The 20,308-nt window shown below is 70.8% G+C and carries 18 protein-coding genes; 10 read left to right on the plus strand and 8 right to left on the minus strand.

The features are described from left to right. Nucleotides 1–61: 61 nt before the first annotated feature. Nucleotides 62–877 (minus strand): AfsR/SARP family transcriptional regulator, encoded by an 816-nt coding sequence (locus RLT58_RS35510; protein WP_311314847.1) that lies wholly within the window; start codon nucleotides 875–877, stop codon nucleotides 62–64. Between the two features lie 276 nt (nucleotides 878–1,153). Further along, on the minus strand, nucleotides 1,154–1,738 hold the full coding sequence (locus RLT58_RS35515) for a ScbR family autoregulator-binding transcription factor (RefSeq protein WP_311314878.1): 585 nt from the start codon (nucleotides 1,736–1,738) through the stop codon (nucleotides 1,154–1,156). 504 nt (nucleotides 1,739–2,242) lie between these two features. Here RLT58_RS35515 and RLT58_RS35520 point away from each other — a divergent pair. Continuing rightward, nucleotides 2,243–3,184 carry a ScbA/BarX family gamma-butyrolactone biosynthesis protein gene (locus tag RLT58_RS35520; protein WP_311314848.1) on the plus strand — a complete coding sequence of 314 codons (942 nt, stop codon included), beginning with the start codon at nucleotides 2,243–2,245 and terminating at the stop codon, nucleotides 3,182–3,184. 273 nt (nucleotides 3,185–3,457) lie between these two features. On the opposite strand, the gene RLT58_RS35525 is transcribed toward RLT58_RS35520, so the two are convergent. Genes RLT58_RS35525 through RLT58_RS35535 form a run of 3 tightly spaced genes read right to left on the minus strand, consistent with a single transcriptional unit; the run spans nucleotide 3,458 to nucleotide 5,886 of the window. Further along, nucleotides 3,458–4,246, minus strand: a complete 789-nt coding sequence (locus RLT58_RS35525) for an ABC transporter permease (protein ID WP_311314849.1) — start codon at nucleotides 4,244–4,246, stop codon at nucleotides 3,458–3,460. Continuing rightward, nucleotides 4,243–5,205 carry an ATP-binding cassette domain-containing protein gene (locus RLT58_RS35530; protein WP_311314850.1) on the minus strand — a complete coding sequence of 321 codons (963 nt, stop codon included), beginning with the start codon at nucleotides 5,203–5,205 and terminating at the stop codon, nucleotides 4,243–4,245. The genes RLT58_RS35525 and RLT58_RS35530 overlap by 4 nt, the downstream gene beginning before the upstream one ends. Before the next feature lie 12 nt (nucleotides 5,206–5,217). Further along, the gene (locus RLT58_RS35535; RefSeq protein WP_311314851.1) at nucleotides 5,218–5,886 is read right to left on the minus strand and encodes a DUF4097 family beta strand repeat-containing protein; all 669 of its coding nucleotides are present in this window, start codon (nucleotides 5,884–5,886) and stop codon (nucleotides 5,218–5,220) included. Between the two features lie 217 nt (nucleotides 5,887–6,103). Between RLT58_RS35535 and RLT58_RS35540 the strand changes: the two genes are divergently transcribed. After that, a complete protein-coding gene (locus tag RLT58_RS35540; RefSeq protein WP_311314852.1) occupies nucleotides 6,104–6,832 on the plus strand; it encodes a helix-turn-helix domain-containing protein in 729 nt (242 codons plus the stop codon). 24 nt (nucleotides 6,833–6,856) lie between these two features. Here the strand turns inward: RLT58_RS35540 and tpg are convergent, their stop codons facing one another. Both tpg and tap read right to left on the minus strand, forming a co-directional pair. After that, complete coding sequence (gene tpg, locus RLT58_RS35545) at nucleotides 6,857–7,411, minus strand: telomere-protecting terminal protein Tpg (protein WP_311314853.1); 555 nt, start codon at nucleotides 7,409–7,411, stop codon at nucleotides 6,857–6,859. Between the two features lie 11 nt (nucleotides 7,412–7,422). Further along, complete coding sequence (gene tap / locus RLT58_RS35550; RefSeq protein WP_311314854.1) at nucleotides 7,423–9,564, minus strand: telomere-associated protein Tap; 2,142 nt, start codon at nucleotides 9,562–9,564, stop codon at nucleotides 7,423–7,425. A 570-nt stretch (nucleotides 9,565–10,134) separates the two neighbouring features. On the opposite strand from tap, the gene RLT58_RS35555 reads away from it, so the two are divergent. From RLT58_RS35555 to RLT58_RS35570, 4 genes are all read left to right on the plus strand, one after another. Further along, nucleotides 10,135–11,250, plus strand: a complete 1,116-nt coding sequence (locus RLT58_RS35555) for a bifunctional DNA primase/polymerase (RefSeq protein ID WP_311314855.1) — start codon at nucleotides 10,135–10,137, stop codon at nucleotides 11,248–11,250. Beyond that, a complete protein-coding gene (locus tag RLT58_RS35560) occupies nucleotides 11,247–12,791 on the plus strand; it encodes a DNA primase family protein (protein ID WP_311314856.1) in 1,545 nt (514 codons plus the stop codon). The genes RLT58_RS35555 and RLT58_RS35560 overlap by 4 nt, the downstream gene beginning before the upstream one ends. Next, complete coding sequence (locus RLT58_RS35565) at nucleotides 12,788–13,177, plus strand: DUF6009 family protein (protein WP_311314857.1); 390 nt, start codon at nucleotides 12,788–12,790, stop codon at nucleotides 13,175–13,177. The genes RLT58_RS35560 and RLT58_RS35565 overlap by 4 nt, the downstream gene beginning before the upstream one ends. 103 nt (nucleotides 13,178–13,280) lie before the next feature. Beyond that, the gene (locus RLT58_RS35570; protein WP_311314858.1) at nucleotides 13,281–14,768 is read left to right on the plus strand and encodes an FAD-dependent monooxygenase; all 1,488 of its coding nucleotides are present in this window, start codon (nucleotides 13,281–13,283) and stop codon (nucleotides 14,766–14,768) included. A gap of 26 nt (nucleotides 14,769–14,794) precedes the next feature. Here RLT58_RS35570 and RLT58_RS35575 read toward each other — a convergent pair whose 3' ends face one another. Next, nucleotides 14,795–15,466 (minus strand): ScbR family autoregulator-binding transcription factor, encoded by a 672-nt coding sequence (locus RLT58_RS35575; RefSeq protein WP_311314859.1) that lies wholly within the window; start codon nucleotides 15,464–15,466, stop codon nucleotides 14,795–14,797. A 129-nt stretch (nucleotides 15,467–15,595) separates the two neighbouring features. Here RLT58_RS35575 and RLT58_RS35580 point away from each other — a divergent pair, with 129 nt between their 5' ends. The 4 genes from RLT58_RS35580 (at nucleotide 15,596) to RLT58_RS35595 (ending at nucleotide 20,190) form a co-directional block, all read left to right on the plus strand. After that, nucleotides 15,596–16,441, plus strand: coding sequence for an SDR family oxidoreductase (locus RLT58_RS35580; RefSeq protein ID WP_311314860.1), 846 nt, complete (start codon nucleotides 15,596–15,598; stop codon nucleotides 16,439–16,441). A 588-nt stretch (nucleotides 16,442–17,029) separates the two neighbouring features. Then, nucleotides 17,030–18,112, plus strand: coding sequence for a bifunctional DNA primase/polymerase (locus RLT58_RS35585; RefSeq protein WP_311314861.1), 1,083 nt, complete (start codon nucleotides 17,030–17,032; stop codon nucleotides 18,110–18,112). Continuing rightward, nucleotides 18,109–19,683: a DNA primase family protein gene (locus RLT58_RS35590; protein ID WP_311314862.1), complete on the plus strand. Its 1,575-nt coding sequence runs from the start codon at nucleotides 18,109–18,111 to the stop codon at nucleotides 19,681–19,683. The genes RLT58_RS35585 and RLT58_RS35590 overlap by 4 nt, the downstream gene beginning before the upstream one ends. Before the next feature lie 123 nt (nucleotides 19,684–19,806). Beyond that, nucleotides 19,807–20,190: a DUF6009 family protein gene (locus tag RLT58_RS35595; RefSeq protein WP_311314863.1), complete on the plus strand. Its 384-nt coding sequence runs from the start codon at nucleotides 19,807–19,809 to the stop codon at nucleotides 20,188–20,190. The last annotated feature ends 118 nt before the right edge of the window (nucleotides 20,191–20,308 follow it).

Consider the following 20,308-nt stretch of genomic DNA (forward strand, 5'->3'; position numbering starts at 1 on the left):
GAACGCCGTCGGAGAGGGGGCACTCCCCGGGCGGGGAGTGCCGACGGACCGTTCCGGCGGGTCAGCCGATCTCGGCGAGCCGTATCCCGCCGGCTCCGCCGACGCCCTCCGGGCGGGCCATGAGGATGGAGCGCTGGAGCTTGGCCAGCGCGGGCGAGGGTTCGAGTCCCAGGGTGCGCACCAGCGTGGAGCGCAGCCGCTGGTAGGCGTCGAGTGCCTCACCGCGCCGCCCGGACCGGTAGAGCGCGAGCATGTACTGGCCGCACAGGCTCTCGTGGGTCGAGTACCGGCTGAGCAGGACGGTCAGTTCGGAGAGCAGCTCGCGGTGGCGGCCGAGCTTGAGGTCGGCCTCGATGCGCTGGTCGAGCGCGCAGAGCCGGCTCTCCTCCAGGCGCTTGATCTGGGTGTCCAGATGGGGGCCGGTGTGGACGTCGGCGAGGGCCGGTCCGGTCCACAGTGCGAGTGCCTCGCGCAGCAGCCGGGCGCCCTCGGGGAAGTCCTCGGCGTCCATGGCCCGGTATCCCATGCCGGCCAGGCGCTCGAACTCCTGCACGTCGTGGGTGCCTTCGCCGCCCTTGAGGAGGTAGCCGCCCGGCACGGTGAGCAGGACGTCCTTGGCCGAGCGGTGCTCGTCGCCGTCCCGTTCGAGCGCGAGGGTGATCAGTTCGCGCAGCTGCAGGATGTAGGTCTGCAGAGTGGGGCGCGCGCTGCGGGGCGGCTCGCTGCCCCACAGCTCCTCGGTCAGCATGCCCACGGGCACCACCTCGTCCGCGTGCAGCGCCAGCAGGGCGAGCACCTGCCGGGGCTTGGGCGCGGTCGGTGTGATCGAGGTGCCCTTCTCCCGCACGGTAAGCGTGCCGAGTACGTCGATGTCCACGCCGTCTCCCCGTCATCTCCGGACCGCCTCGGGCCGCCCGGAACTGTTGCTGACCCCCCGACTTTAAAAACAGCGCGTGCGGTATGTCAATACCAAACCGATCCGCCTGTTTCCTCTCGTCCCCAGCCCCAGCGATCCTTGAGGCGAGGGGAAACGCGGGCCACGAAACGCACATAAGGGCCAAACGGGGCGTCAGAGCGCCCCGTCAGACCCTTGATTGCGTGGTCATTACCAAACCGTGTGGACTGTTTTACGTCTCTCGACGCACCGCCCGCCTCACTGCTCGGCGGCCCCGAGCCTCGGGAGCGCGAACGACCACAGCTGGGCGACCCGCTCCGCCGAGAGCCAGTACCGGTCGACCGCGCCGAGGGTCTCCAGGCCCAGCGTCGAGGCGACGATGACGACCGCCGCGTCGTCCGCCGAGACGTCGTCGGCCAGTTCGCCGTCGCGGCGCGCCTGGGCGAGGGAGTCCTGCACCCACCCGTACCACCAGTCGTACAGCTTCGCCTCGCTCTTGCGGGAGGGGTCGCCGCCCAGCCGGAAACCCGCACGGACGACGGGGTCGCTGGACACCGCGGCCATCAGCCGGCACACGGCGTCGATGAGCGACTGCAGCCGGCCGCCCGCGGCGGCCGTGCACTCCTCGGTCAGCGCGCGGACGGACTCGGCAGCCGCGCTCTCCACAGCGGCGGCCAGAGCGTCCTTGTTGGGGAAGTGGAAGTGCAGGGCCCCCGAGCTCACTCCGGCGAGCCGGCTGATCGCCGGCAGCGTTGCCATCGCGTACCCGTCGGTACCGAACACCTCCGCCGCAGCCGAGATGAGGGCTTGACGAGTCACAGCCGCTCGCGCCTGCTTGACCATCATGTCCTCCTCTGACCTGGGGAGAGCGCCGGAATCCGTCCGCCCGATTCACCCGAAGATCTCCGCACTGACTCGTGCACACCTTAGCAAACCGCACGGCTGGTTGGTTTAGTAGTGCGATGCCCAAGACAACGTTCTCAGCTGATCATCTTCCATGCCACCAGCCCACTCGCGCCACAGGGCTACGGAAACGGTTGGTTTCTGTACGCGCTTTCGAGGCGGAATGCACCCCCTACGACAAAAGGAAACCGCTCGAAAGGTTTTTTTTCGCGCGAGCGAAGGAAGCTGTACGCGAAAGCAAGTTGATCTACGCCCGTTATGTTCGGCTTTATCCAATTATCTGGGCGCTCGATTACGCAGAGGCAGTGAAGAAACGGAATGAAATATTCAAGTAAACAATAGATCTTTGACTAACCCTTTACTTTGGGGTCGATTGAAGAAAACCGGTAGGTCCGTATCTTAAATGGCGTCGCCGAATCCAGGTTTTCAAAGACGGGGGCCCCCATGAGTCTGACCACGGCTGAAGCCAGAACCGCCCTGCCGGCAGCCCCACCACGGCTGACCACCACGGTCGCGAAGGAGTACGTCCACCGCGACTGCCTGGCGGAGGTTTTCCTCACCGGCTGCGACACCCAGGACGGGATGCGCTTCTCGCTCACCGGCCAATGGCCCCGAGCCCACACCCTGTTCCGGAGCCTCGACGGAACGAGCCACGACCCGCTGCAGATCGCGGAGACGTTCCGCCAGACCGGCATCTTCCTGTCCCACGCGGAGTTCGGTGTGCCGCTCGGCCACAACTTCGTCCTGTCGGACATCTCGTACGTCGCGGACCTCACGAATCTGCGCATCGCCTCGGGACCCACCGATTTCGACCTCGACACCCGCTGCACGAACGTCGTCCGGCGCAGGGGCATGGCCGGCCGGCTGCAGCTCGAGTACGCCCTGCACCGCAACGGCCGTCTGCTGGCCACCGGCGGCGGACAGTTCTCCGTCATTCCGCCGGCCGTCTACAAGCGGCTGCGCGCACAGAGCGCGGATCTTCCGCCCGTCACCCCGCCCCCGGCCCGTGCTCTGCTGCCCGCGGCCACCGTCGGCCGGACCTTCTCCACGGACGTGGTGCTCTCCCCGACCGACAGCCCCTCGCGCTGGCTGCTCACACCCGACCTCAACCATCCGATCCTCTTCGACCACCTGGGCGACCACGTGCCCGGCATGGTTCTGATCGAAGGCGCCCGCCAGGCCGCCTGCGCCCTGATGGCGCCCCGCTCGTTCACCCCGACCGCGGCGTCCAACGAGTTCCACCACTACGCCGAACTCGACCGTCCCTGCTGGATCGAGGTCACCCGCGTGTCGCCGGAGGCCGGCAACACGGTGACGTTCGAGGTCACCGGTCACCAGGACGGGCAGAACATCTTCACCTCGGTGCTGACCGGCCCGGTCGTCTGAAACCGTCACACCGTCTGTCCCGCACCCGCACGCGTCCGGCACCGCACGTCCGCCATCCCCACCGGAGCGGACTTCGAGCGGCCCTCCAGTCGGCGCAAAACAAACCGGTTGGCCTGTTTTTGACGCGCTCTTGGGTCGCTGCCCGGGCCGTACCCCGAAGGCGCAGGTCACAGCAGCCGTACGGCCCGCCGCAGCGACCGAAGCGACTCAAGGTCGCGCTCGGGCCGGGACGGGCGCGACGGAGGTGGCGGCCCACGCGGGCACGGGCGGCGGCTACTTCGGGTCGCGGCTGAACTTCGCCGTCGACCAGAAGTACCCGAGCGCCGCCAGGCCCAGGCACCAGGCGACCGCCAGCCAGCCGTTGTGGCCGATCCCGCTGCCGAGGAGCAGCCCCCGCAGGGTCTCGATGGCGGGGGTGAAGGGCTGGTACTCGGCGACGGGCCGGAACCAGCCGGGCATGGAGTCGACCGGGGTGAACGCGCTGGAGACGAGCGGCAGCAGGATCAACGGCATCGCGTTGTTGCTCGCCGCCTCGGCGTTGGGGCTGCTCAGGCCCATGCCGACCGCGATCCAGGTGAGCGCCAGGGCGAAGAGCACCAGCAGCCCGAAGGCCGCCAGCCACTCCAGGACGCTCGCGTCCGTGGAGCGGAAGCCCATGGCGATCCCCACGGCACCGACGAGGACCACGCTCGCCACCGCCTGCAGCACACTGCCGACGACATGTCCGAAGAGCACGGACCCGCGGTGGATGGCCATGGTGCGGAAACGGGCGATGATGCCCTCGCTCATGTCACCCGAGACGGACACCGCGGTCCCTACGACGGTGCTGCCGATGGTCATCAGCAGGATCCCCGGGACGATGTAGGCGATGTACGCGGAGCGGCCCGCACCGCCGCCGAGGCCGGCGCCCATCGTGTCGCCGAAGATGTAGACGAAGAGCAGCAGCAGCATCACCGGGGTGAGCAGCAGGTTCAGGGTGAGGGACGGATAGCGCCGGGCGTGCAGGAGGTTGCGGCGCAGCATCGTGGACGAGTCGCGCACGGCGAGGGAGAGGGCACTCATCGGACTGGCTCCTTGGGCTGGTCGGGGATGCCGGCTGCGCCGGTCAGGGCGAAGAACACGTCGTCGAGGTCGGGGGTGTGCACGGTGAGTTCGCCGGCCTCGACGCCCGCCGTGTCCAGGCGGTCCAGGACGGTGCGCAGGTCGCGCTGGCTGCCGTCGCTGGGGATGCGGAGCGACAGCGTCTCCTCGTCCCCGGCCGCCCCGTCCAGGACGAGGGCGGCGCGGCGGTAGGCGGCGGGGTCGGTGAAGCGGAGCCGGACGTGGCCGCCGGGGACGAGCCGCTTCAGTTCGTCGGCGGTGCCTTCGGCGGCGATCGTGCCGTCGCTCAGGACCGCGATGCGGTCGGCGAGTTCGTCGGCCTCCTCCAGGTACTGGGTGGTGAGGAAGACCGTCACCCCGCCGGCGACGAGCTCGCGGACGATGCCCCACATGGTGTGGCGGGAGCGCGGGTCGAGGCCGGTGGTCGGTTCGTCGAGGAAGATGATCCGCGGGTTCCCGACCAGCGTCATGGCGATGTCCAGGCGGCGCTTCATTCCGCCGGAGTAGGTGGAGGCGGGCTTCTTCGCCGCCTCCACCAGGTCGAAGCGTTCCAGGAGTTCGGCGGCGGTGCGGCGGCCCTCGGCGCGGGAGAGGTGGTGCAGGTCCGCCATGAGCAGCATGTTCTCCTCGCCCGTGATCAGTCCGTCGACGGCGGAGAACTGCCCGGTGACGCCGATGGCGGCACGCACCGCCTGCGGGTGCGCGGCGAGGTCGTGCCCGCCGACCCGGATGTCACCGGAGCCCGCGCCGGCGGAGACGAGGGTGGAGAGGATGTTGACGACGGTGGTCTTGCCGGCGCCGTTGGGGCCGAGCAGTGCGAAGACGCTGCCCGCCGGGACGCGCAGGTCGATCCCGTCGAGGACGAGCTTGTCGCCGTATGACTTGCGCAGCCCGTTCGCCGCGATGGCCAGGTCGGTCATGATGGGGACTCCTCAGAGGCTGCGGGCGGTGATGTCGCCGTGGGCGGTGGTCGCGTGGATGTTCAGGACGGCGGCGCCGTCGGTGTTCCTGAGCGCGTTGTGGATGCGGCCGTAGGTGGTGCCGGCGTCCAGTGAGGCGGAGACCCCGCGGGCGGCGCCGACGTTCAGTTCGCCGGAGTCGGTGCGCAGGACGACCGTGCCGCGGACCGCTTCGTCGATCCGGATGTCGCCCTTGCGGGTACTGATCTCGCCGGGGCCGCCGAGCCGGCCGACCGAGATGTCGCCGGCGAGAAGGGTGAGGCGGGCGCCGGCCGCCTCGTCGAGCTTGACCGAACCCTGCGCGCCCTCGAAGGCGACGTCGCCGAGCCGTCCGACGCCCCGGAGTTCGGCACCGGCGGCCTTCGCCTCGACGCGGGAGCCGACGGGCAGCTGGACGGTCACCTCGACCGATCCGGAGCTGCCGAGCACGCGGTGTCTGGCCGGTGCGGCCTCGATGCGCAGGACCCCGTCCCCGTAGGCGACGGTGATCTGCTCGGCCGCCTTCACGTCGCGGCCCTTCGACGCGTCGGCGGGCAGGACCTCGACCGTGGTGTCGGCGCGGTCGGCGGCGATGAACCGGATGCGTCCGGCGGGGATGTCGAGGACGGCGAGGACGGGGGCGGGGGTGTCGTACTTCTGCATGGTGCTCTCCTTCGGCGTTGTTTCCGATGATGGAAAGCTACGTTGCATTTATAGATCCGACAACGAATTCGTTGCACTCGATCAACATAACCGCAGGCAGAGGCAGCAAAACCGTTGCAACGGTCCAGAATTTAACGCAACGACAGTTCGCCATTCGTTGCAATGAGATGAGAGTGAACGCTATACTGGGGCCTCAGGAAGACCGAAGGAGAACCCGATGCCGGGAGGCAGACTCACCGGACAGGAACGTCAGCAGATCGCCCTGGGGCTGGCCGACGGCCTCGCCTACGCGGAGATCGCCCGGCGCCTGGACCGTCCGACCTCGACGATCACGCGTGAGGTGATGCGCAACGGCGGCCCCACCGCCTACCGGGCCGACCTGGCCCACCGCGCGACCGAACACCGCGCCCACCGCCGCAAGAAGCCCGCGCCCCGGGGACCGCAGACGGCCACGCGGCCCGACGGGCGCGACGCCGGGGCCGTGCGGGCGTACGAGGAGACGCTCACGACCGTCTTCATGCAGTCGGGCCTGCCCAAGATGATGTCGCGGGTGCTGGTCTGCCTCTACACCACCGACACCGGCAGCCTCACCTCCGCCGACCTCGTGCAACGCCTCCAGGTCAGCCCGGCGTCCATCTCCAAGGCGATCGCGTTCCTCGACAGCCAGGGCCTCGTCCGCAGGGAGCGCGACGAACGCCGCCGCGAGCGCTACTTCGTCGACGACGGGCTCTGGTACGAGGCGACCATCGCCAGCGCCCGCGCCAACGACCGGCTCGTCGAGACCGCACGGCAGGGCGTCGGAGTCCTCGGCCCCGGCACCCCGGCCGCCGCCCGCCTCGAGAACATCGCCCGCTTCCTCGACTTCGTCTCCGAGGGCATCACCCGCGCCGCGGAACAGGCCCGCGAGGTCCTCTACACGGCCCCGGACGACACCACCGCCGAGTGACGTCCGGCGCAGGGCCGCAGGGCCTCAGAGATCGAACTCCACGTGTTCCAGGTCGGTGTACTCCACCAGCAGCCCCTGGGCCCGCCGGCCGGCGTCCTTGAAGTAGACCTCCTGGAGGCCCTCGGCGGCGATCTCCTGGAGCCGGCGGTCCGTCACGCCCTGCTCCTGCGCCTCGAAGAGCCGGGCCGCGTAGACGGGCGGGAGCGCCACCGTGAGATGGCGCAGCCGGGCGTCGTCGGTGGTGCCGGGGGCCGCCGTGTAGCCGAAGCGGGCCCGGGTGTCGATGATGATGCCCCCGGTGGTCGCCGCGTCCTTCTTCGCTCGGGCCCGGATCTTCGGCTGCCAGCGCCTCCTGACCTCGCGCTCCAGGCGCTCGGAGAGGTCCTGCCGGGGGTTCTTGATCTGGTTGCGCACATACCGCTCGACCGTGCGCTGGGTGATCCCGAGCAGGCCGGCGACGGCCCTGGTGCCCTTGAGCTGCTTCACCAGGTACCGCATCTGCGCACCGGCCGACTTGGGCACCGGACGGGTGAACGCCCGCTGGACCGCCTCCTCGAGGCCTTCCCCGACCGTGTTCATCGGCTGGTTCCCTACTCTCCGTCGTCCTTGGCGGTGACCGTGCCGTCCTTGATGTACCGGGCGAGGTTGAGCTCGATGCCGTGCTCCTCGCGGATGCCCTCGGCCCACAGGGTGCTCTGGGTGCCCTCGTGCTTGACCATGCCGGGGCTGACCCCGAGCCGGAAGCCCCCGGGCAGCGGCTTGCCGTCCCGGTAGGGCAGGAAGTCCAGCGGCGAGGGCCCGTCGGACGCGTACACGGCGCAGTCCGAGAGGATCGCCACGGGGTACTGCCCGGTCGCGTCGGCCAGTCTGACCATCTTGCGGTGCATGTTGATCCGGGCCCGGGAGATGACGGCGGCCCGGATGTCGGGGCGCCAGGTCGGCCGGTTCAGGGCGGGCCACGGCCGGCCGGGCCGCCAGCCGCCGCCGCGCGGCCGCTCCCGGAGCTTGCCGATGCCGCCCTTGGCGGTCGCCTTGATCGCGGACAGCACGACGGCCAGCTGCGGATCGCGCCGCCGGTAGCCGTCCATCGCCGCCAGGAACGCGTCCGGGGCCAGGTCCTCGGTCACGCCCAGGTCCGCCATGGTCGCAACGTACGCGTCGCGCAGGCGCTTGTACCAGCCGTCCAGATAGCGCCCGTTGACCGGCCGCACCCACGCCTCGACCGGCGCGACCTCGTAGCCGAGCTCGACGGCGTACGCCACGGTCGGCGTCGCGTACCAGGCGGGGCCCTCGGGCCGCTCCCCCTTGGGCGTGAACGGGCTGGGGAGCAGCTCCCCTTCGAGCCGCCGCCACTCCTTGCCGACCCGGACCCGGGAGAGGTCCACATGGGAGAGGTCCACCAGCCAGGAGCCCGGCAGCTTCGCATCGAACTGCGGGTCCTTGGCGTACACGGGCCCGTCGAGCCCGACCACGGCTCCGTTGGCGGCCGCGCCGAACGCGAGGTTGACGTCGATCCCGACCAGGTGGCGCTTGAGGCACTCGGCGTCGGTGAGCGGGCGCGCCCAGTCGTAGGCCTCCTCGAAGAGCATCTCGGCCGGGCCCCGCTGGTGGAAGCGGGGCAGGTCCGCGAGGAGCGGATGCCCGTCGGGGGCCTCGCACGGGGCGCACGCGACGGGTTCGGTGCCGAGGGAGCCGGGGTTGCGCTCGCTGTGGCGCTTGCCGTCCGCGTCCGGCTCACCGGCGCGGGTCGGCGGGTGCAGGGAGGTCATCAGCTCCAGGCCGGTGACGGCGGTGGAGCCGCGCGGCGTCATGACCCGAGAGGCGTACGTGCCCAGCAGCCGGGCGAGTTCCGCCGGGGGCAGCTCAGGGGCGCCGTCCCAGTGGCGTACGTCCAGCGCGTTCCACGACGGGATGCAGAGCTGGACGCAGTTGCGGCGGGAGCCCTGCGCGGGGCGGTAGATGCGGGCCCAGGGCCCGAAGCCGCGCCGGGTGAGCTTCCAGTCCGCCCGCTCCAGCTGCCCCAGCACCTTGTGGTCCTCCGGCAGCCTGCCCTCGAGACGCTCCTCCTGGGTCAGCCGTGCGGGCAGCCCGTAGCGCTCGCAGGCCGCCTCGGTGAGGACGATCAGGGGGTCGGCGTCCTGCCCGTTGAAGTGCAGCCGGGGGGCGCCGAGGCGCGCCTCGTTCAGCGTCCATTCGACCAGGGCGGGAAGGGACTTGGCGGGTACGTCCAGGAGCAGCCCGCCGACGCAGTAGGCGCAGGCCCGGCCGTCGACGACATCGACGACGGCGAGCGGCCCGTTCTCGAAACGCGCGTCGTCGCCGGCCGGGGACGCGGCGGGCACGGGTGCCTTCGGGGCCCGCGAGGAGGGCTCGGGGACGACCGGTTCGGGTTCAGGTGCGACGGGTTCGGGCGCGACGGGCTCAGGCTCGGCCGCGGCCGGCTGGGCGGCAACGGCCCCCGCCGCCACGACGTCCACGGCGAACCGCATGGACAGGCCCTCGAGCAGCCGGGCATAGGCGGCCCGCTTCGGCGGCCTCGGCTCGCTGCGCCCGGACTCCCAGTTGCCGACCGACTCACGGCGGCTCTTCAGCGCCTTCGCGACCTGATCCTGGCTCAGCCCCGCGGCCTCCCGCAGACGTTTGCGTTCGGCGGGAGGCGGCAAGGGGTCCTGCGCGACCTGCTCCAGCAGTGCGTCCACCGCGCTGAACAGCGCCTGCTCCTCGTGGGACAAAAGGATCACCTCCCGCGCGACCCTACACGAACCACACCCCGATCACTCATCCGCACCGCGCGGATCGCGCATCGTTTTCTCATCCGGACCGGCCCGGCCCTCCCCGTACGGGTGACATCGCTGGAGGCCCGGTTCAGAAGGGCTTGAGGTGCCCGAAACCCCTTCCTCGGGCACAGCGACTGAACTTCAGCGACCGAAAGGCCTTGGGTCGCTCGCTGAGTAGCTCACGAAACACCAGGTCAGAAGCGCGAGAAAGCAAAAAAGCGACCGAAGCGACTCAAGGGTCAGGTATATAGAGACATTCGCGTGTGTGCGCGTGTGCGTCATATATAGAGAGCTTGAGTCGCTTCAGTCGCTGTTCAGTCTTTCGCACCTCTGTGACCTGCGGTTTTTCGAGCGACCCAACGAGCGACTGAACAACCTTCGGTCGCTGGCCCTTCAGTCGCTCAGTCGCTCCGGGCCCCTATGGACACGTACATCTGTTCTGCCGCATGTCGCTCTCCTCCCCCGCAGGTTTCGCTAATCTGATTTTGCGAGTTGAGTCGCTTCAGTCGCTGATGGGGGAAGTGAATGGCAGCTGAACTGCGGGTCTCGCGCAGCGACCCACGGCAGTTCACGAGAGCTGCACCGATCGCTTCGCAGCCTCTGACCACAGCCTGGTGGTGCGCACGCCAGGGCTGGCCGGTTCACCCTCTTGCTCCGGGCCGCAAGACCCCGGTGGGCAACTGCGGGGCGTGCCGCCGCCCGGACCACGACCGGGCGGGCTGCGACTGTCTGCGCGCGGGCCGCTGGTGCCACGGGTTCCACGCGGCGACGCTCGACTTCGAGCGCATCGGGCAGTGGTGGGGGAACCGGCCCGAGCTCGGGGTGGGCGTGGCCACCGGGTCCGCCGGCCTCGTCGTGATCGACATCGACGCGCACGCGCGTGAATTACCCGACCGGGACCGGCTGTTACCCGGCGTCGGGATATCCGCAGCGGTCGACCTGACCGGCCTCGCCAACGGCTTCCACACCCTGGGCGTCCTGGCCGCCCTGCGCGGCGCCACCAGCCCGGCGGACGACACGTCCACGCTCCGCGTCCGCACCCCGTCCGGCGGGCTCCACGTCTGGTACCGCAACGACGGCGGCCACCCCTGGCAGTGCTCCACCGGGTCGGGCCACGGCCGCGCCCTCGCCTGGCAGGTCGACGTACGGGCGCACGGCGGGTACATCGTGGCCCCCGGGACCGTCACCCCCGCCGGGGTCTACCAACCACTGGGCACCGTACGCACCCCCGCCCCGCTGCCCGCCTGGCTGGCCAGGGAACTGCAGCGCACCGGGCATCTGCCGTCCGCCTCCGGGCCGGGGCCGCGCCCCGTGCCGCCCCGGGCCAGGCAGGCCGTGCTCGCGGCGAGCGGCCGTCCCGGGACCTCGGCCGAACGCCTGCTGGCGGGCGTCCTGGCCGAGGTCACCGCCTGCGCCGCCGTCCCCGAGGGCGCCGCGTTCTCCGAGAAGCTGAACCGGGCCGCGTACACCGCGGGCGGCCTGGTCGCGGCGGGGCGCCTCACCGAGGACGAAGCGGTCCGCGCGTTACGGGAGGCGGCCGAGCGGGCCCGTCCCGGGCAGCAGCGGCGCTCGCTGGCCGTCATCCGGGGCAGCTTGAGCGCCGGGCGGGCCCGTCCGCTGCCCCTCGGGGGGCGTGCGTGAGCGTGGACAAGGAGAAAGTGCTGTCGGCCTTCGACGTGGAGGCGGTGGCCGCGCAGATCCTCGCGCAGCCCCTCCCGGCGCCCCGGCAGAGCGACACGTCCACGCAGTACCCGCCCCCGCCGGGCCCGGAGGCCCCCGGCGTACGGGAGGGCGAGGCGACGGCGGACGGGCTGCTGCCCGACACCCTCACCGACCGGGGCAACGCCAAACTGTTCGTCAAGCTCTACCGCAACGACTACCGGCACGTCCCCGGCATCGGCTGGTTCCGCTGGGACGGCACCCGCTGGCAGTTCGACGAGGACGACACGGTCATGTGGTCGGCGGGCGACCTCGCGGAGTCCCTCGCCACCACCGACCCCCGGGGCGTCTTCACTCCGGCCGCGCTCCAGCAGCACCGCCGCCGCACGCTCAGCACCAGCGGGATGAACGCGATGCTGACGCAGGCCAAGTCGGCCCCCGGCATGGTGCTCAACGCGGCGCTGCTGGACGCGGATCCGTACGCCCTGTGCACCCCTGCGGGCGTCGTCGACCTGAGGACCGGCCACATCCGGCCCGCGGAGCCCACCAAGGACTTCCACTCCCGCTCCACCTCGGCCGCCCCCCGGGCGATGCCCACGCCCCGCTGGGACCGTTTCCTGACCGACACCTTCGGCGAGGGCCCGGACGGCGCGGAGATGATCGGCTTCCTCCAGCTGCTGCTCGGCTACTCCATCACCGGGGACGTCGGCGGCCAGGTCATGCCGTTCCTGTTCGGCTCAGGCAAGAACGGCAAGTCCGTCCTGCTGGACGTCCTGATGAAGCTCCTCAGGGACTACGCGGACGCGGCGCCCCCAGGCTTCCTGATGTCGCGTCCGTACGAGGGCCACCCCACCGACCTCGCCGAACTCCACGGCCGGCGGGTGATCGTGTGCAGCGAGGTCAAGCCGGGCGACCGCTTCGACGAGGCCCGGGTCAAGCTGCTCACCGGAGGCGACCGGATCAAGGCCCGCCGGATGAGACAGGACTTCTTCAGCTTCGAGCCGACGCACAAGATGTGGCTGCTGGGCAATCACCGCCCCGAGGTCGGCACCGGCGGCTTCGCCTTCTGGCGGCGCATGCGCCTCATCCCGTTCGAACGGGTCGTCTCCGACCACCGCAAGATCGACAACCTCGCGGACATCCTGGTCACCCAGGAAGGCCCCGGCATCCTCAACTGGCTGATCGGGGGCGCCCGCCGCTACCTCGGCGGCGACAAGGACCTCTCGGGCCCCGAGCGGGTCCGTATCGCGACCACCGTCTACGCCGAGACCGAGGACCACACCGGACGCTTCGTCAGCGAGACCTGCCGGCTGGACGCCGATCTGCGGGCGGAACAGGCGCAGCTCTACGCGGCCTATAAGCGCTGGTGCCAGAATGAGGGTGTTCCGGCGATCTCGTCCAGAGCCTTCGCGGCCCATGTCCGCGAGGTGGTGGGGCTGGCATCGCCCAAGGAAATGATCCTTTCCAACCAGCGCAAGTACTACCCGGGCATCGGCCTGCTCGCGGACGAGGAGACAGTATGAGTGCCCTCATCGCAGAGGACGAGATCGTCTACGAGGTGGACCTCGTATGGCTCGAGGACATCAGCGCGCTCGACTACGTACGCCAGAGCCTGGACCGCCTCCCGACCCGGCGCGGCAGGCCCGCCTACCACCGCGACGGCCGGATGGTCGGGTACGCGCTGCTCGGCCCGAAGGCCAAGCCGTCCCGTTCGTCCGGTACGTTCAGGCGCAGGGTCTTCTGGCTGCTGCCGCACGACCGGGACACCGAACCCGACGGGCTGTACGCGCGGGGCGCCCCGGCCGAGGCCGTGGACGTACGCACCCTGGCGCCGGGCAGCAAGGGGCACAAGACCGAGCGCTCCGAGGGCGGTCCGATGTCCTCCGCGGCCCGGGAGCTCCAGCCGTAGCCCCGAATGGCTAAGAAACAGTCCGTCCGGTATATTTCTGGGGACGAACTGCGGACAGGGGAGGCACGCCACTGTGCACGGGGAACGCCCGATACGGGCACAGGTGGCTGTCGTCGGCGGCGGCCCCGTCGGCATGCTCCTCGCGGCCGAACTCGCCGGGTACGGAGTCGACACCGTGCTCGTCGAGCCCAGGGACACCGTCTCCGAGCAGCCCAGAGCGACCACCCTGCACGCCCGCGCGGTCCAGTCCCTGGCCCGCCGAGGCCACCTGCCCGGCCCGGAGACGCCCCGCGCCGGGACTCCGTCCTCCGGTGCCTTCCACTTCGCGGGCCTGCCCGGCCTGGTCATCACCGCTCCCCCGCACGAGCCCGAACCGATCCTCAAGTGCGCCCAGGCCGAACTGGAACGGCACTTCGAGACCCGGGCACACAAGGCAGGGGCCCGCATCCTGCGCGGCCACCGCGTGACCGGCCTCGACCAGGACGGGGCCGGGGTACGGATCACGGCCGAGGACCCGCAGGGCGCCGAGATCCTTCTCCACGCCGCGTACGCGGTCGGCGCGGACGGCGCCCGCAGCACGGTCCGCGCCCTGGCCGGCATCGCGTCCGACACCTTCCCGGCAACCGTCTCCGCGCTCGCGGCGACCGTCACCCTGGCGGACCCGGAAGACATCCCCAAGGGCTGGCACCGCACCCCGCGCGGCTGGATCGTGGCCAAGCGGGACGACCGGGGCAGGACCCATCTGCGCACCCTGAACTGCGCAGGCCCCCACCCCGACCGGCAACAGCCGCCCACGCTCGACGAACTGCGCCGCGAGGTCGCCCGGATCGCCGGCCGCGACATCGAGATGGACGCACCGCTCTGGCTCAGCCGCTTCAGCGACTTCGCCCGGCTGGCCCGGGCCTTCGGCCGGGGACGGGTCCTCCTGGCGGGGGACTCCGCGCACATGCACTTCCCGATCGGCGGCCAGGGCCTCAGCACCGGAGTCCTCGACGCGCTGAACCTGAGCTGGAAGCTCGCACTCACCGTCCGCGGAGCGGCGAGCCCGGACCTTCTCCGCACCTACGACCTGGAGCGCAGGCCGCTGGCCCGGCGCGTCATCGACGGCACCCAGGCCCAGCTCGCCATGATGCGCTCCGGCCCCGAACCCGAGGCGCTGCGCAACGTGTTCACCGGTCTGCTGGCGACCGACCGGGCGAGCGGCTACCTCAGCGGCCTGATCAGCGCACAGGACACGCTCCTGCCCGACCCCACCGGAAACGCCGGCGAGGCTGCGGGCACCTTCCTCGGCAACACCGTGCTCACCACGGATGACGGCGAGACCGACGTCATCGGGCTGCTGCGCGGAGGCGAGGGAAAGCCGCTCCTGCTGCTCCTGGGCAACGGCGAGGGCGCCGACCGCCACAGGGAGGCCGCCAGGGGCTGGGAGGGGACCCTGCGCACCGTCACGGCCCGCCCCACCCCCGAAGTGCCGTACGAGGCACTGCTGCTGCGCCCCGACGGCTACATCGCCTGGGTGCCGGGCGGCTGCGTCCTGGCGGACGCGCTGGCGGCGTACTGCGTCAGGAACGCGCCTGCGAGGCTTCCTTGAGCACCGGCGACGGGACTACCCCGCTCTCAGCTCGCGGTCTCCAGGACGTCCCGCATCTCCGCCGCCTCCAGGGCCTCCGCGTACACCTTCATGCCCCGGCCCTCGGACAGGTCCAGAGAGGCCAGGACGGACGGCACCACCGCGCTGGGCAGCAGATGCCGCAGCAGAGCCGCGACCCGCACCCCCAGGTCGCCGTACTCGCAGATGGCCTGGGACATGGACTGGACACCCGCGAAGGCGCCCACGATGACGTCCGCCGTCTCGACCGGCGAGATGTGCGGCAGCAGCTCCCCCTGGGCCTGCGCCTGCTGGAGCAGATCGAGCCCGACCTCGCTCCAGCGCAGGAACGGCCCGCTGCGGTCCAGACTCTGCGTCAGCTGGTCCATCGTCAGCCGCACACCCGCACGCACCATGGGATCGGTCTGCAGCCGGTAGGCGTGCAGCACCACGACGTCCACGATCTCCTGCACCTTGGAGGGGCGGGGCGGAACGATGATCCGCTGGTCCTGCTCGGCAAGGACGCCCTGGGCCAGGTCTTCCTTCGAATGGAAGTGGAAGTACAGGGCCCCCTTGGTGACTCCCGCCTCGGTGAGGATCTGGGAGATGGTGGCCGCTTGGTACCCCTGCTCCTCGAAGATCTTGGCCGCTGCCGCAAGGATCGTCTGACGGGTACGGATGGCCCGTAGCTGCTCTGCCACTCTGCCTCCTCCCTCCTCAGGGTGGTCGAACGTCGGGAGGTCGGTAAAGAAACCGTCCAGTTCGTATATTACAGGCTGGCCCCCTCTCCCGTCCCGACCGGGGAAATGTCAGCCGGGATAGGGAAAACCATGATCCTTGTCACTGGTGCCACCGGAACCGTCGGACGGGAAGTGCTCCGCAGACTCCCCGCCGACCTGGCCGTCCGCATCATGGCCCGGGACCCCGCACGCGTCACCGGCGCCCCCTCGGCCGCCGAGACCGTCCACGGCGACTTCACCGACCCGGCCTCGCTCACAAGCGCCCTGCAAGGGGTGCACACAGCCCTTCTGGTCACCAACCCCGACGGGGACGACGACAGACGCTTCCTGGACCCCGCACGCGCCGCCGGCGTACGGCACGTGGTGAAACTCTCGGCGGCCGCGGTCGCCGACCCCGGGGCCCAGGACCTGATCACCCGTCGCCAGCGCCACAACGAGGACCTGTTGCGCGGCTCCGGCATGCACTGGACACTGCTGCGCCCCCGCGCCTTCATGTCCAACACCCTCTCCTGGGCCCGGTCCATCCGCACGGACGGCGTCGTACGCGCCCTGTACGGGACATCCGTCAACGCCTGCGTGGACCCGCGCGACGTCGCGGAGATCGCCGCCCGTGCCCTCACCGAGCCCGGCCACGAGGGCAGGGCCCACACCCTGACCGGTCCGGAGCCGCTCGGCGCGGCCGACCAGACGGCCCTGCTCGCCGAGCTCCTCGGCCGGCCGCTGCGCTTCGAGGAACTGACCCCGCACCAGGCACGGGCCGCCCTGGGCGCCCGCTACCCGGCGGAGATCGCCGACGCCCTCCTGGAAAGCGCGGAGCGTCAGCGGGCGGGCTCCAAGACCACAGTGGACGCCACACTCCCCCACCTGCTCGGCCGCCCCGCCCGCACCTTCCGCACCTGGGCCCACGACCACCTGGACGCGTTCGCCGGCCTGTGAGCGCCACGGCTTCGGTCCCTCCCCTTCAGTCCCTTCTTCGGTCCCTCCCACAAACCCGCAGGTCAGAGACGTGCAACGAATTCTGCACAGGGTCTCAAGGGACTGAAGGGACTCAACTTCCCTGTTCCAGTCATTACATGTGCGCGCGTATGCGCACGCGCGAAACAAAGCCCTGTATTCCTGAGCCGTTCATAACTGCGACTTCTGAGTCCCTTCAGTCCCTCGAAACAGCACCTCAACCCGGCTGACCTGCGCTTTTGCATGAGGGACCAAAGAGGGACCAAAAAGCCCCGGACCCTTCGGTCCCTCCGCCCGGTCCCCGGGCCACCACCACGACACGCCCGGCCGCCGACCACCTTCGCGAAACCGGGTTCCGGGCGACTCCCGCCAAACTCCCCAGGTGGCAAAGGGACTGAAGGGACCCAAGCCCGGGAAGAGTCTCACCCCGCCCGGGGTGGCTGCTGTAGGCTCTGAGCCGATTGGAAAACTCAGTCCCTTCAGTCCCTCTGCCCGGCAACGGAAACGCTGTGACCTGGCCTTTCGGAAGAGGGACTGACCCCCTGTTGGCCCTCGGCAAGGACGATCAGCGTGCCGCGTCAAAGCGAGACCAGTGGTGCCCGCCAGCCGGCCGCCACGAGTCCCTACGACGTCGCCCGCTGGTGCGCGGGCAACGGCTGGCCAGTCCACCCCCTGGCCGCAGGCCGCAAGACCCCCGCCGGCAACTGCCCGGCCTGCCGCGAGGAACCTCACCGCCCCGCCGAATGCCCCTGCCTCCCCGCGGGCAAGTGGTGCCACGGCTTCCACGCGGCGACCACCGACCCGGCCCTGCTGGCCTCCTGGTGGGGCGAGCACCCCACGTTCGGCGTCGGCGTCTCCTGCGGCCCCGCAGGCCTCCTCGTACTCGACATCGACGCCCACAGCGCCGAAGTCCCCCACCGCGACCGGCTCCTGCCCGGCATCCCCATCCACGAGGACGTCAACCTGGCAGGCCTCGCCTCAGGATTCGACACCCTCGCCCTGCTGGCGGCACTCCGTGGCCGGCCCAATCCGGCGGACGACACCACCACCCTGCGCGTCCGCACCCCGTCCGGCGGGCTCCACGTCTGGTACCGCACACCCCCCGAAGGACCGCGCTACCGCTCCTCCGTCGGCTCCAGCCCCAAGGTCGCCCTCGCCTGGCAGGTCGACGTCCGGGCCACCGGCGGATACATCGTGACCCCCTCCACCCGCACCCCCGCCGGGACCTACACCCCCCTCGGCACGGAGCGGTTCCCCGCACTCCTCCCCGACTGGCTCGCCGCCGAACTCCACCGCACCGGCCACCCGATGAACCCCCCGGCCGAGCCCGCCCCGGTCCCCTCCCCGCGTACCGCGACCGCACGCGTGACCGGCCGCCGCGCCCACAGACTCCTCGAACCCCTGCTGGCCGAGGTCCAGGCCTGCGCGGCCGCGGCCGAAGGCACCGCCTTCACCGAAAAGCTGAACCGCGCCGCCTACACGGCAGGTGGCCTGATCGCCTCCGGCCACCTCACCGAGACCCAGGCACGCGACCTGCTCACCACCGCAGCCGACACCGCCCGCCCGCACCGCAGCAGACACAGCCTCACCGTCATCGCCTCTGCCCTGTCCGCCGGCGCCGCCCGGCCGCTCCATCCCAAAGGACGCCCATGAGCAGCGCCGACAGCACCCCACGCTTCGACGCCACTGCCGCAGCACAGCAGATGCTCGCCCTCGACGTGCACACGTCCCGGCCCGGGCTGCCCGCGCAGCAGACCGCCACCGCCGACGTCCAGGACCCGCCGGCACAGGAACAAGAAGGCCGCCTCCCCGCACTGCTCACCGACCGGGGCAACGCCAAGCTGTTCGCGATGATGTTCGGCGACCAGTTCCGCCACGTCGAAGGACTCGGCTGGTACCACTGGGACCAGTACCGCTGGAAGCGCACCGGCGGCGAGAAGGCCGCCGTCTGGGCGGCGGGCGACCTGGCCGAGCAGATGCCCGCCACCGACCCCACCGGCCGGTTCACCGACCGCGAGCTCGCCTCCCACCGCCGCCGCTCCATGTCCACCCCCGGAATCAAGGCCCTCCTCACCCAGGCCAAGGCCTCCCCCGCGCTCGCCCTCGATCCGGACGTCCTGGACGGAGACCCGTACGCCCTCTGCACCCCCGCAGGCGTCGTCGACCTCCACACCGGGCACCTCCACAAGCCCGACCCCGAAGCCGACATGCACTCCCGGGCCACGAGCGTCGCCCCCGAAGCGACCCCCACCCCGCGCTGGCACCGCTTCCTCCACGACACCTTCGGCGACGACGCCAAGGGCGAGGAGACCATCCACTTCCTCCACCTGCTCCTCGGCTACTCCGTCACCGGCGACGTCGGCGCCCAGGTCCTGCCCTTCCTCTACGGCACTGGCGCCAACGGCAAGTCGGTGCTGCTGGACGTCATGACGCAGATCCTCGGCGACTACGCCCAGGCCGCCCCGCCCGGCTTCCTCATGGAGAAGGGCAAGTTCTCCGAGCACTCCACCGAGCTCACCGAACTCCACGGCCGGCGCATCGTCGTCTGCTCCGAACTCAAGCCGAACGACAAGTTCGACGAATCCCGGGTCAAGCTACTGACCGGCGGCGACCGCATCATGGCCCGCCGCATGCGCCAGGACTTCTTCAGCTTCAACCCCACCCACAAGCTCTGGCTGCTCGGCAACCACCGCCCCGAAGTCGGCACCGGCGGCCACGCCTTCTGGAGACGGATCCGCCTCATCCCCTTCGAGCGCGTCGTCCCGGCCGCCCGCAAGATCGACAACCTGGCCAAGGAACTCGTCCAGAGCGAGGGCCCCGGCATCCTCCAGTGGCTCATCGAGGGCGCCAAGCTCTACCTCGCCACCCGCGACCCGCTGGACGGACCGGCCACCGTCCGCAGCGCCACCGCCGCCTACGCCACCACCGAGGACCACATCGGCCGCTTCCTCGCCGAGTGCTGCACCACCGCCACCCCCGACCGGGGCACCGACCGCGCCCCGGGAGACCTCCGGGTCGAACAGGGCCTGCTGTACGCGACGTACAGCAGCTGGTGCAGCGCGGGCGAAGGCATCCGTCCCGCGACGGCCCGCGCCTTCGCCACCCGGGTCCGCCAGGAACTCGCCCTCGCCTCACCCGCCGACATGATGAAGTCCAGCGGCAAGAAGTACTACCCGGGCCTCGGCCTTCTCACCGACGAAGACTCCCGGACCGGCCATGCCTGACCCATGCGCCCGGCGCACCACCGCCGGTCCGGCCTACCATGAATACGGTGCCCCCACCCGGGAACGTGCTCACACCCACCCCGGCCCTCTCCCGGCCGGCCGAAAGACAAAGGGGCTGCAGCCATGAGCTCGCTGCTGAACGAGAGCGACCTCCACCACGAGAACGCCGTGGTCTGGCTGGAGAACCCCGACAACCTCGACTACGTACGCCAGGCCCTCGACAAGACCGCCCGCCGCCGGGGCAAGCCCCGCTACGAGCGGGACGGACGCATGGTCGGCTACACCGAACTCGAGGCGCACACCGAAGCCGACCCCGACAGCGGCCTCCACCTGCGCCGGGTCTTCTTCCTCCTCCCCCACGACCGCGACGCCGACCCGGACGGCCCGTACCACGAGGGAGCCCCGGGCGAAGCGGTCGACCCCAGCACCATCCAGCCCAAGCGCGTGGGCGACAAGACCCCCCGCTCGCAACGCGGCCTGGCCGCAGCGATAGACGCCGGGAACTGACGACGGGTGGGGGTGGGGGGATTATTACGGCGTAATAATCCCCCCCCCCCCACCCGCTTCTCCGGACGGCCCGACGGCTCTCCGACGACGAATTATTACGGCGTAATAATCGAGGCGC

This window comes from Streptomyces sp. ITFR-16 (genome assembly GCF_031844705.1).
Classification (GTDB): Bacteria; Actinomycetota; Actinomycetes; order Streptomycetales; family Streptomycetaceae; genus Streptomyces.